The following is a 13,198-nucleotide window of genomic DNA, read 5'->3' on the forward strand; positions in this document are numbered from 1 at the left end:
CAAATCAAAAACAAACAAAAAACGAATATGTATAAATACATAAAACGACTATCAATTTTAGTTATCGTATTGAATATAGTAACAACTTCTTTCTCTCAAGCTAAAAGACAAACTAAAGACACTATAAATACAGAAACTGTAAATGTTGTAAAACCTTATACCCCTAAAATTTCTGATGCCTTTAAAGTAAAAGAAATTCCGTCATTAGATGATGATGTAACCGCTAGTAAAAAAGCAATTAAGTATAATATATTTTCTATCCCAGTTGCTTCAATATTTACTCCAGCTAAAGCAAAAGCAGCACAAGTAGATAAAGCGAAAAAGGAAAAATTATTTGATAATTATGCTTCTTTTGGTGTGGGCACATTTACCAGTGTATTAGGAGAAGTATACTTAAATAAGGAAATAAATAGAAATGAAAGTGTAGGAGGATATGTTAATCACCATTCTTCTCAAGGAGGTGTAGAAGATGTATTTTTAGATAATGATTTTTCTGACACAAAATTGAATATTAATTATGCTAGAAAATCTAGAGATTTTGCTTGGAATATAGATGCAGGAGCTAGACATCAATCTTATAATTGGTATGGATTACCAGAAAACGTGTTTAATGAAACAGAGATAGCATCTATCGATCCACAACATACTTTTTTTACTTTTGATTTTGGAGGAGAGTTGCAATTTGAAGATAAACTTATAAACTCTGGAAGTATTAGATTTAGACGCTTTGCAGATAATTCAGATTCCGGAGAAAATCGTTTTGTAATGAAAACGAATATTGATATTCCTATTAATAGAGATGAGAGTTTAAACACTAATTTTAAAATTGATTATATCGATGGTACTTTCGATAGAAGCTTTTTAGCATTGCAAGAAGTTAATTATGGTAATTTTACAGCAAATGTTAATTCTAGCTATCAAATTATACAAGACGACTTAACGGTTAATTTAGGAGCTTCAATTTCATACTTAAACGATAGTGAATCTGGAGATAATGATTTCTTTATTTATCCAAAAATAACAGCATCCTATAGATTAGTTGATGAGATTTTAATTGCTTACGGAGGAGTAGAAGGAGAGTTAATTCAAAATTCATACTACGATTTTGCAAACGAGAATTTATTTGTGTCTCCAACACTATTTATAAGGCCTACAGATCAGCAATATAATGGATATATTGGGTTAAAAGGAAAACTATCTAATACAACAAGTTATAACGTTAGAGGAAATTATTACTCTGAAAATAATAAGGCTCTGTTTTTAGCAAATCCAGCATTGATTGGAGCAGTCGAAGATTTCCAATTTGGAAACTCTTTTGGTGTTGTATATGATGATATTACAACATTTAGTGTGTTTGGTGAAATTAATGTTGATGTAAATAGAAATTTTAGTTTAGGAATTAAAGCAGAATATTTTACCTACAATACAGATGATCAGGAAGAAGCTTGGAATTTACCAGATTTTAAAGCGTCATTGTTTTTAGATTATCAAATTGATGAACATTGGTTTGCAGGAGCTAATCTATTTTATACTGGAGAACGTTTTGATCAAAGTTTTGTTACAGGACCATTAATTAATAGTGTACCAGTAACAACTGTATTAGAAAGCTTTTTTGATGCTAATGCACATTTAGGATATCGCATTAATAGTCAATGGTCTGTTTATGCTAAAGCAAATAATCTTGCAAACCAAGAGTATGATCGTTGGTTAAATTTTCCAGTACAAGGCATTCAGTTTTTAGCAGGAACCACATATAAATTTGATTTTTGATAGTTAGTAAGCTTGTAATTTTATTTTTTATTTCTCGACTTAGTAAACTCAAAATGAATACTAACAAGAAATAAATAAGAAATGAAAAAATCAATATTAATAATAGCATTACTAATAAGTTTTGTGTCTATAGCACAGCAAAAAGATTATTATTTAGACAAAGGATTTATAGCAGAAGGTTATGATGTAACAGAATATTTTAATAATAAAACTGTAGAAGGAAAAAAGAACTTTGTAACAAGTTATGATGGTGCTAAATATAAATTTTCATCTCAAGCTAATTTAGATAAATTTAAAGCAAATCCTAATAAGTATGTTCCTCAATATGGCGGATATTGCGCTTATGCGTTAGCAACTAATGGTAAAAAAGTAGATGCAGATCCAGAAACTTTTGAAATAAGAAATGGTAAACTATATATGTTCTATAATTCTTGGGGAACGAATACTTTTAAAAAATGGAAAAATGAAGGCCCTGAAAAATTGCGTCCTAAAGCTGATATTAATTGGGAAAAAGTGAAATTTAAAAGCTAATATAATTTCCTTTTTTAATTATATGAAACGGTATACTAATTTAGTTTACCGTTTTTTTTACGCCTTATTTTTTCATTAAAAGTAAATTACTTTTTCAGTATTTTTACGTCTTAAACTTTTTTATGATGAAAAAAATAACGTTCCTTTTACTTGTTATGATTATTGTTAGTTGTTCTACAAAAGAACAAGTAGATTTAATTGTAACTAATGCTAATGTTTATACTGTAAATTCTAATTTTGATAGCGCAGAAGCTTTTGCTGTTGTTGACGGCAGATTTGTTGCTGTTGGATCAACAACAGATATTCAATCAAAGTATCAATCTGAAAATACAGTTGATGCTGAAGGACAAACTATTGTACCAGGACTTATCGATGCGCATTGCCACTTTTTAAGATTAGGGCAAGGGCAACAAGCCGTGGATTTGGTAGGGACTAAAAGCTTTGAAGAAGTAGTACAGCGTGTTATCGATTTTCAGAATGAAAATAAATTAAATTTTATAACTGGTGGAGGTTGGGATCAAAACGATTGGGAAAATAAAACTTACCCCAATAAAAAATTATTAGACGGCTTATTTCCTAATACGCCTATTGCATTAACTCGTGTAGATGGTCATGCAATACTTTGTAATCAAGCGGCCTTAGATTTAGGTAATGTAACAGCTAATAGTAAGATTGATGGTGGAGAGGTTATTGTCGAAGATGGAATCCCTACTGGAGTTTTAATTGATAATGCTGGGGATTTAGTTCAAAACTATTGGCCTAAACCAACACGAGATGAAACTGTAAAAGCTTTGCTAGCAGCACAAGATATTTGTTTCGATATGGGTTTAACAACGGTAGATGATGCAGGTTTAGGAATTGAAGAAATTGAAATTATTGATAGCCTTCAACAAGCAGGGGCTTTGAATATGAGAGTTTACGCCATGGTGTCGACCACTAAAGAAAATTTAGATTACTATTTAAATAAAGGTATTGTAAAAACTGAAAAATTAAATGTGCGTTCGTTTAAGTTTTATGCAGATGGAGCTTTAGGGTCAAGAGGAGCTATGCTAAGATCAGAATATAGTGATCAACCAGGACATTTAGGTTTAATGGTAAACAGCTTAGAAAATTTTCAAGAAACGGCTGCACGTATTGCAAAATCTAATTACCAAATGAATACACATGCGATTGGAGATTCTGCTAACCGATCGGTATTACAAACCTATCATAAATTATTAAAAGATACGCCAGGTCGTCGTTGGCGTGTAGAGCATGCGCAAGTAGTGTCTCCGGAAGATTTTGATTTATATAAAGATATTGTGCCGTCTATCCAACCAACACATGCAACGAGTGATATGTATTGGGTAGAAGAACGTTTAGGTGCAGAACGTATGAAAAGTGCTTATGCGTTTAAAGATTTGTTAAATAAACATGGTAAAATCGCATTAGGGACAGATTTCCCTGTAGAACATGTAAGTCCGTTTTACACATTTCATGCAGCAGTAGCTAGGCAAGATCACGAACAATATCCTGAAGGAGGGTTTCAAATAGAAAATGCATTAAGCCGTGAAGAAGCTTTAAGAGGTATGACCGATTGGGCAGCTTATTCTAATTTTGAAGAAACTGAAAAAGGAAGTATAGAGCTTGGGAAATTTGCTGATTTTATTATTTTAGATAAAAATATAATGGAAGTACCGCTAAAAGAAATTCCAAATATAAAAGTAAACCATACATATGTAGATGGAAAAGAACAATAAAATTGTTTTATACTTTATAAAAATCTAATAAATGAAACCTGATATGCTTATCATATATCAGGTTTTATTGTTAAAATGATCTTGCTAAATAATCGTAATGTTCACCCCCTAATACAAGTTCTCATTGTAAACCAACGCTACTACAAACTGCTTTTTAAAAGTGTTAAAATCGAGATATAACCATTTTAAAGGTATTTCTTTCCTATCTTCATATTTTTTAAACCTAAAGACTTTTATAATTACTTTAGTAGGATTTCTAAATAATTTATTAATTATATACAATTAGCAGTTATTTCATTTACATCATTACACCCTATAGCATTATTACTGATAGCGGTAGATTTTCCTTGTTCAATATGATTACATATTAAAGGCAAAGAACACGTGCTTAGTATTGGATTTCTAACTAATGTGATAAATTGATTGACACCAGCTATATTTCTTAACCCATCGATATTAGTTAAGGAATTGTTGTCATCTCTAATTGTGATATTTTCTAAGCTAGATGTTAAATTAACTAATGCATCTAAATTTTGTAAAGAAGAATTTCGTATTAATGATAATGATCCACCGATAAAAGTTAAATTTTGAAAATTGTTTAAATTAACTATATCGCTACCAGTTATATTAAGACTTTCTTCAATTCTATTAAGATTGTTAAAACCTGAAATATTAGATGGTCTTGGGTTAAAACTTAAAGAAAGCCCTCCTCTTATTACTTCTAAATTTTCAAATCCACTTATTGTGATTTGAGAATCTGTTTGAAAAGCAGTGTCGAAAAAAATCAAATTTTGATTGATTTCTATCAAATTTTCAAATCCAGATATGCTTGTTAATGATCCATTGTTTATTATTGATAACTCTCCTAAATTTGCTAATGAATTAAATCCTGATATTTCTTCTAAATTATTATTTTGATTAAACTCTAAGGTTCCACCAATAGATATTAAATTCTCCAACCCAGATGTGTTTATAAGCCCTGGATTATTTAATACTCTAAAATCTCCAATAACAGTTTCTAGGGAACTTAAACCATTAAAATTTGTTAGAGAGCTATTGCTAATATTATTGCCTCCAGCATTATTACTAGAAAAAATATTTATTCTATTGATAATTTTAACATTGGATAGAAAATTTAAATTAATTATATTTTCCATTCCAATAATTGATAGTAATCCGTTAATAGATTCTAAATTCATAAATGCATTATCCATAGAAACTATAGGTATATCAGCTAAAGACAGTAAATTTAAAAAAGGTAATGAGTTGAAACCTGTAATATTTGTTAAAGATATATTACTGCTGATATCTATTCCTTCAATAGTACTCAATGAATTAAACCCTTCAATTGATATCAAGGATGGGTTGACATTAACTTGTAATAATCCATTTACTTGTTCTAAAGAATTAAATTCAGGTATTGCTGTCAGATTATCATTCGCAGTAAAAGATAAAGATATAGTTTCATTCTCTATACGCTTCAAGTTCTCAAATCCTTCTACTTCAGTAAGTAAAGGATTGTTAGATATATTAATTGCTCCTTGAACTGTGTTTAATTGATTAAATCCATTGATTATATTTAAGTCATTTCTATCAAAATTAATATCTCCTAAAACAGCATTTAAATTGTTAAAACCGTTTAAGCTACTATAATTATTTCTTTCAAATATGAAATCTCCATTTATATTAATTAAATTGTTAAATCCAGTTAACCCTTGATTATTTTCATTATTGTTTAAAATAAAGTTACCGCCTACATCTTCTAACAATTCAAATGAATTTGAAATATCAATAGTTGAACGACTAACCTCTAAATCTCCACCAATAGAGATTAAATTATTAAATCCACTTAATAGACCTAATTGATTTTCCTCTAAAGAAATAAATAAATTTCCAGTTATTTCATTTACATTCTGAAATATAGTATTTGTATAATTTACGTTTGAAGTTAAATCAATAATAATAGATCCGTTAATAGTAGAACAGCCACCAAACATCCTAATGAAATTAGTCACATCGTTATCACTAGATATTCTAAGAGTTTGATTATTAAAATCATTGCAGCTTAAAACAGGTACTGGAGGTTCTTCAATGATAGAGTCATCAATAGAGTCATCTGAAGAAGAGCAACTATAAAGAAATATTAAAATTATTGAGATTAAAAAGAGTTTTTTATAATTCATAATTGATTCAAATAATTTGTCATTGTAAATAACTTAAATTAATAATTAAAATCCTACAAAAAGTTAATAATGAAAATCTTTAATTAGCATAACCTCGCCAAATAGTCGTAATGCTCACCCTCTAATACAAGTTCACATTGTAAACCAACGCTACTACAAGCTGCTTTTAATGTGTTAAAATCGAGATATAACCACTTTAAAGGTATTTCTTTTTCACTTTTATAACTCAAAAAATAATCAAGCTCACCATAATAATTAGAATTAGCATCAAACCAGTATCCACCATCTTCATCTTCATACATATATTTAATATCGCTAGAATCTATTAAAATTTGCCCATTAGGTTTGAGTAAACTTTTTAAATGTTTTAAATAGTTTGGAACTAAAAACAATTCTTGAAAAATACCAGTGCCGTTCATAAGTAATAAGATGGTGTCAAAAGTTTCAACTTCCTTTAATACATTTTTTACTTCAGTATTAATAACTCCTCTTTGTTTACAGACATCAATAGCGCCTTTAGAAATATCGATTGCTTTAACTAATAGCTTTTTGCTTTGTAAATAGAGACTATGGCTCCCGCTTCCACAGCCTACATCTAACACAGCTCCTTTGGATAATTGAAGTGCTTTTTGTTCTAATTTAGGCATTTCATCATAGCTTCTAAATAGATAAGGAATAGGTAATACATCATCATCAGAAATGTTAGTAGAAGTGATGAGGTCTTCTGTATAGTTTTTGTTCTGATAATCTAATAAAGCTTGTCCAAATAAATCTTTCATCGATTTTGTTATTCTGCATTAGATACAGAATCTATTTTAATTAGTAGTTTTACAACATGCAAGACATTATAAATAATCTGCCAAAGCTCGCCAAAGATAAGCATAAGGAAAACAAAACTTTTTTTACAAAGCTTAAAAAAAAGCCACCAAAGCAATTGGATTATATAATGCAAGAATTGCACGAAACTGAGTTTGAAAACACAGATTGTTTGCAATGTGCTAATTGTTGTAAAACCACTGGACCATTATTTACTGATAAAGATATTGATCGTATTTCTAAACACTTTAAGCAAAAACCACAACAGTTTATTGAGCAATATTTACGTATAGATGAAGATAACGATTATGTATTGCAAAATGTGCCTTGTACATTTTTGGGAACAGATAATTATTGCTCTATTTATGAAGTACGCCCTAAAGCATGTCGTGAGTTTCCGCATACGGACAGAAAGAAATTTCAGCAAATATCTCATCTTACTTTAAAAAATGTTGAGATGTGCCCAGCGGCTTATAATATCGTTGAGGAGATGAAGAAAAGAATTAAAATCTAAATTCTTTTTATCTTTAACTAAACAAATTTATTAATGTTGGAAAGCTTACTGAACTATTTTGAAACCATTCCTTCGCTGCATCGAAGTCTTATTTTAATTGGCGGAATCACATTATTTTGGATTTTAGAAGGCATATTACCACTATTTAGGTTTAAGTATAAAAAATGGAAACATGCCATTCCTAATATATTCTTTACGTTAACAACTATAATAGTGAACTTTGCTTTAGCTTTCTTGCTATTAAGTTCAGCAGATTGGGTAAATGCAAACGATTTTGGAATTATTAATTGGCTTCCAGAAATGCCTTTGTGGTTGTATATTATTATTGGTCTACTATTAATAGATTTTATTGGTGCTTATTTGCCACATTATGTAGAGCATAAAGTAAAATATCTATGGATGATACATTTAGTACACCATAGTGATCATCATGTAGATACCACTACAGCTAATAGACATCATCCTTTAGAAAGTATAATTCGTTTTATATTTACGTTAGCTGGAGTATTTATTATTGGAACTCCGATAGCAATTGTAATGTTATATCAATCACTGTCTGTTGTGGCGACTCAATTTAATCACGCAAATATCAAATTGCCAAAAAAAGTGGATCATATGTTGAGTTATGTCATTGTATCACCAGATATGCATAAAGTACATCATCATTATGTATTACCGTATACAGACTCAAATTATGGTAATATTTTCTCTATATGGGATCGTTTATTAGGAACGTTTATGATATTAGATACTGGTAAAATTGTGTATGGTGTAGATGTATTCCCAGATGAAAAGACAAATAGTAATATTAAAGATCTACTCAAACAACCATTTCAAGAATATAAAAAGCCAACTACTGGAATTGATTGAATTAAATTTTGCAAATTAAAATTTATTAACTCTCTAAGTATTAAGCCTAATAGGTTTTTGCAACTAATTTGTTAATGATTTTTTTGCTTAAAAAAAAGTTTTCAACAACTTATTAACATAAAATGTTCGTTCCTCTAATTTTTTATACACTTCATAGAGTATTTTTTATTCTAAAATTAAAAACAACTTAGTTTACATCGAGGGTTAATTAATTACTGTGATGTTATTTTTATAAATTATAACACATCAGATCATTTGAAAAAAAATACACTACTACTGCGTTTAGCAGTACTTTTTGGCTTTTTATCACACAAAAGTTTTTCTCAACAAAGTTATGCGACTATAGAGAAAAATGTAAATAAACGTGCTAGTAGCTTACATCACGATTTAAATAAAACAGGAGATACATTATTACTAAAAAGTGATAAGAAAATTAATTATGTATATTCTATTAATAAAGATTCTAAGCGTGAAGTTTACAATTTTATAAATGGAAACTGCCATGAAATTCCATTAACTCATTTAACAGAAGGGAAACATACTTTTGTGGTGGGACAATCTTCTTTAAAAATTGTTTTTGTGGTAAGGATAAATAAAAATACTGAAATATCGTCTACACTTACAGCTTCTAAAAATCAATAGCTATTTATAAATTAAATACTTTGACCTTTTAATTTCAAATGCTTTAAGCCCATCTTGCCAAGTTGCTTTTATTTGAGATTCAGTAAATTCATTTTCAATTTGCTGTTGAAGTTTTTTAGTGCCAGCAAGCTTAGTGAAGAAACCATTTTCAATAAAGAATTTACTTTTATCTGAAGTAGAATTGTATGCATTGATGATGTATTGTAGGTTGATTTCGTTTAAATTTCTTTCATTACTTAAATCAAATCCAATAGATTTTTCGCCTTGATGTTTTGGGTATTTTGCACCTTCGTTTGGCTGAGGTGTAAATGAATATTTTGCAGTTTCATTTTTTAAAAATGGAGACCCGTAAATTTGAAACTGCTTATTTGTACCACGACCAACACTTATATTTGTACCTTCAAAAAAACATAAACTAGGGTATAGATTAATGGCTTTATCGTTAGGTAAATTGGGGGATGGTTTTATAGGTAAACTGTATGACATATCCCTACTATAGTTTTGAATAGAAATTATAGTAAGATCAGCCTGTACTTGATTTTTTAGCCAACCCTCTCCATTAATCATCTTTGCATATTCCCCAATAGTCATTCCATGTACAACAGGCACTGGGTGCATCCCAACAAAACTTTGATGTTCCAGCTCTAAAATAGGGCCATCAATATAATGACCATTTGGGTTTGGGCGATCTAATATTATAATAGGAATGTTTGCTTCTGCACAAGCTTCCATTACGAAATGTAAAGATGATATATAAGTATAGAAACGAGCACCTACATCTTGAATATCAAAAACGATTATATCTATATTTTCCAGTTGCGTTTTTGTTGGTTTCTTATTGCTCCCGTAAAGAGATACGATAGGTAGCCCAGTTTTAGTATCAATACCATCTTTTATAACTTCACCGGCATCTGCTGTACCTCTAAAGCCATGCTCTGGAGCAAATACTTTAGAAATACTAATGTTAAGGGTAGATAGAGAATCAACTAAGTGAGTATAATGAGTATTAGTTTTAAAAATCACACTAGTTTGATTAGCAACAATTCCAACACGTTTTCCGTTAAGTAGAGGTATATATTTATTTAATTGATTGGAACCTACAATAATATTTTTTTTGCTTTGAACTTTTACATCTGCATCAACTAATGTATTTGTATTGGATTTAGCTTTAGAGCCACAAGAAATTCCTAATAAAACAAATAATAAAACTGTATTTTTGAGAAATTTTAAAATCATTAGCATAGATTGAATTACGAATATTTTATAGCAAAACGAATCACTGGTAGTAAATCGTATAAAAGTAGTATATCGGGGCCAATTATAAAAATCGGAATTGTTGCAATTGCTATTGGTCTTATTGTTATGTTAATTGCTATTTCCACAGGAACTGGTTTGCAGAAAAAAATTAGGGAAAAAGCAATAGCTTTCAATGGGCATGTGATACTTTCTAATTTTGATAATAATACCTCAGAAGAATCTCAATTCCCAATATCTATAAATCAAGAATTTTATCCTGAATTTAAAGAGATTGAGGATATAAAACACATACAAGGAGTTGCATCTAAATCGGGAGTTATCCGTACAGAGAACGATATTGAAGGAGTGATATTAAAAGGCGTAGGTAAGGATTATGATTGGCATTATTTTGAAGAATATTTAATTGAAGGCAAGCTACCAGAATATTCAGAACGAACGAGTAACGATATTATAATGTCAAGTTATACTGCGAATCGTTTAGGGTTACAATTAAATGATAGTTTTGAAATGGTATTTCTTCGTGCGAATACAGGCAGACACGCACAAAGAAGATTCAATATTGTTGGAATTTTTAGTTCTGGGTTTCAAGATTTAGATAAAACATTTTTATTAGGAGATATACGTCATATTCAAAGATTAAACAGTTGGAAAGATAATGAAATAGGTAGTTTTGAGATTTTTATAGACAATTTTGATGATTTAGATGTTATTGGAACAGAAATTTATCAAAAAACACCATCCACATTAAAAACAGAAAAAGTCTCAGAGCGTTATGCTGTGATTTTTGAATGGGTGAAAATTTTCGATAAAAATATTTATGGTATTATCGTTATAATGATTATTGTGGCAGGCATTAATATGATTACTGCATTATTGGTACTTATACTCGAACGTACACAGATGATAGGAATTCTAAAAGCTTTAGGAAGTAATAATTGGAGTGTGCGAAAAATGTTTCTATACAATGCTTCATATCTAGTATTACGAGGATTATTTTGGGGAAATATTATTGGATTAAGTTTTTTGTTTATACAAAAACAATTTAAATTAATAAAGTTTCCAAACCCTGAAGAGTATAATATGACTTACGTTCCGGTGTATCTAAATCTAGATTATATTCTTTTATTAAATATTGGTACATTTATAATGTGTTTTATAATGCTTTTGGTGCCATCCTACATCATTACAAAAATTTCTCCAGTAAAAGCAATTAGGTTCGAGTAAATTTAAATTTTTATTAAACTTCTTTATGTATATCGATTAAGAGAGAATTGAAAATGTTTAAGTAGATTGCTTGATCGCTAATACAATAAAAACTTACTTTTTAACTTACGACTTATAACTTTTAACTTAAATTTGCACCGTAATTTATACTTATGAAATAGTCATGAGAATTAGACTTATAATGATTTGATATACTAATTTGACTATTGCATCTGACCAATTTTAAAAAATAAGATATAACAGATGAAATACGCTAAAAATATACTTGAAACTATTGGTAATACACCTTTAGTAAAATTAAATAAATTAACACAAGAACTACCTTGCTTAGTGTTAGCGAAATATGAAACTTTTAATCCAGGGAATTCGGTAAAAGATCGTATGGCACTTAAAATGATTGAAGATGCAGAAGCAGACGGTCGCTTAAAACCAGGAGGGACTATTATAGAAGGAACTTCAGGGAATACAGGAATGGGTTTAGCCTTAGCTGCTATAGTGAAAGGCTATAAAATGGTTTGTGTTATTAGCGATAAGCAAAGTAAAGAAAAGATGGATATTTTGCGTGCTGTAGGCAGTAAGGTTGTAGTATGCCCAACAAATGTAGAACCTGAAGATCCACGTTCATATTATTCAACTTCAAAACGTTTGGCAGAAGAAACACCGAACAGTTGGTATGTAAATCAATATGACAATCCAAGTAATGCTGCTGCACATTACGAAAGTACTGGCCCGGAAATTTGGAAACAAACAGAAGGAAGGGTTACACATTTTGTTGTAGGTGTAGGCACAGGCGGAACAATTTCTGGAGTAGGGAACTATTTAAAAGAACAAAATCCTAATGTAAAAGTTTGGGGAGTAGATACCTATGGAAGTGTGTTTAAAAAATATCACGAAACAGGTATTTTCGACGAAAATGAAATTTATCCATATATCACCGAAGGTATTGGAGAAGATATTTTACCAAAAAATGTTGATTTTGATGTTATTGATGGATTTACCAAGGTAACCGATAAAGATGCTGCAATTTACACTCAAAAACTAGCAAAAGAAGAAGGGATGTTCTTGGGTAATTCTGCCGGATCAGCAATAAAAGGATTACTTCAATTAAAAGAACACTTTACAAAAGACGATGTAGTCGTATTGCTATTTCATGATCACGGAAGTCGTTATGTAGGTAAAATGTTTAATGATGAATGGATGAGAGATCGTGGGTTTATAGAAGATGAAATTACAATTGCTGCAGATCTTATTAAAGAGCATATAGATAAACCTTTAGTAACTGTAAAGACTGAAGAATTAGTATCTCATGCTATCGAGAGAATGAAGAAATTTAAAATTTCTCAAATTCCAGTAGAAGATACTTCTGGGTTTGTAGGTGCATTAGATGAAACGGATGTGTTACGTAAGTTTATGGAAAATAAAAATATTTCTGATTTACCGATTAAAGATGTAATGCATAAACCATTTCCAATTGTAAATAAAAATACACCTATTGAAGAAGTCTCAAAATTAATAGATAAAGATAACAATGCTGTTCTGGTAGACCTTGAAGATGGTAAATACCACATTATTACCAAGCATGATATTATTAGTGCTTTGTAGTGTTAATTTTTATGTACAAATAATATTTGGAATTTATTTTTTGTAGTCCT

11 protein-coding genes are annotated in these 13,198 nt (G+C 29.7%); 8 read left to right on the forward strand and 3 right to left on the reverse strand.

What is annotated here, in order from left to right; translation table 11 throughout:
* Positions 1 to 27 precede the first annotated feature (27 nt).
* From D1817_05740 to D1817_05750, 3 genes are all read left to right on the forward strand, one after another.
* The gene (locus D1817_05740) at positions 28 to 1,770 is read left to right on the forward strand and encodes a TonB-dependent receptor (GenBank protein ID AXT21236.1); all 1,743 of its coding nucleotides are present in this window, start codon (positions 28 to 30) and stop codon (positions 1,768 to 1,770) included.
* A gap of 81 nt (positions 1,771 to 1,851) precedes the next feature.
* On the forward strand, positions 1,852 to 2,301 hold the full coding sequence (locus D1817_05745; GenBank protein ID AXT19390.1) for a YHS domain-containing protein: 450 nt from the start codon (positions 1,852 to 1,854) through the stop codon (positions 2,299 to 2,301).
* 125 nt (positions 2,302 to 2,426) lie between these two features.
* A complete protein-coding gene (locus D1817_05750) occupies positions 2,427 to 4,040 on the forward strand; it encodes an amidohydrolase (protein AXT19391.1) in 1,614 nt (537 codons plus the stop codon).
* 272 nt (positions 4,041 to 4,312) lie between these two features.
* Here D1817_05750 and D1817_05755 read toward each other — a convergent pair whose 3' ends face one another.
* Together D1817_05755 and D1817_05760 are read right to left on the reverse strand one after the other, a co-directional pair.
* Positions 4,313 to 6,223, reverse strand: a complete 1,911-nt coding sequence (locus tag D1817_05755) for a hypothetical protein (GenBank protein AXT19392.1) — start codon at positions 6,221 to 6,223, stop codon at positions 4,313 to 4,315.
* Between the two features lie 83 nt (positions 6,224 to 6,306).
* Positions 6,307 to 7,002 (reverse strand): class I SAM-dependent methyltransferase, encoded by a 696-nt coding sequence (locus D1817_05760; GenBank protein AXT19393.1) that lies wholly within the window; start codon positions 7,000 to 7,002, stop codon positions 6,307 to 6,309.
* A gap of 56 nt (positions 7,003 to 7,058) precedes the next feature.
* On the opposite strand from D1817_05760, the gene D1817_05765 reads away from it, so the two are divergent.
* The 3 genes from D1817_05765 to D1817_05775 all read left to right on the forward strand — a co-directional run bounded on the left by D1817_05765 (position 7,059) and on the right by D1817_05775 (position 9,065).
* A complete protein-coding gene (locus D1817_05765; GenBank protein ID AXT19394.1) occupies positions 7,059 to 7,553 on the forward strand; it encodes a YkgJ family cysteine cluster protein in 495 nt (164 codons plus the stop codon).
* A 36-nt stretch (positions 7,554 to 7,589) separates the two neighbouring features.
* A complete protein-coding gene (locus D1817_05770; protein ID AXT21237.1) occupies positions 7,590 to 8,423 on the forward strand; it encodes a sterol desaturase family protein in 834 nt (277 codons plus the stop codon).
* 255 nt (positions 8,424 to 8,678) lie between these two features.
* A complete protein-coding gene (locus D1817_05775) occupies positions 8,679 to 9,065 on the forward strand; it encodes a hypothetical protein (protein AXT19395.1) in 387 nt (128 codons plus the stop codon).
* Here D1817_05775 and D1817_05780 read toward each other — a convergent pair whose 3' ends face one another.
* Positions 9,066 to 10,301 (reverse strand): DUF1343 domain-containing protein, encoded by a 1,236-nt coding sequence (locus tag D1817_05780; GenBank protein AXT19396.1) that lies wholly within the window; start codon positions 10,299 to 10,301, stop codon positions 9,066 to 9,068.
* Between the two features lie 9 nt (positions 10,302 to 10,310).
* Between D1817_05780 and D1817_05785 the strand changes: the two genes are divergently transcribed.
* Both D1817_05785 and D1817_05790 read left to right on the forward strand, forming a co-directional pair.
* Entirely contained in the window at positions 10,311 to 11,546 is a 1,236-nt protein-coding gene (locus D1817_05785) for an ABC transporter permease (GenBank protein AXT19397.1), read from the forward strand.
* A gap of 243 nt (positions 11,547 to 11,789) precedes the next feature.
* Positions 11,790 to 13,148, forward strand: coding sequence for a pyridoxal-phosphate dependent enzyme (locus D1817_05790; protein AXT19398.1), 1,359 nt, complete (start codon positions 11,790 to 11,792; stop codon positions 13,146 to 13,148).
* Positions 13,149 to 13,198 lie beyond the last annotated feature (50 nt).

This window comes from Flavobacteriaceae bacterium (assembly GCA_003443635.1).
Lineage (GTDB): Bacteria > Bacteroidota > Bacteroidia > Flavobacteriales > Flavobacteriaceae > AU392.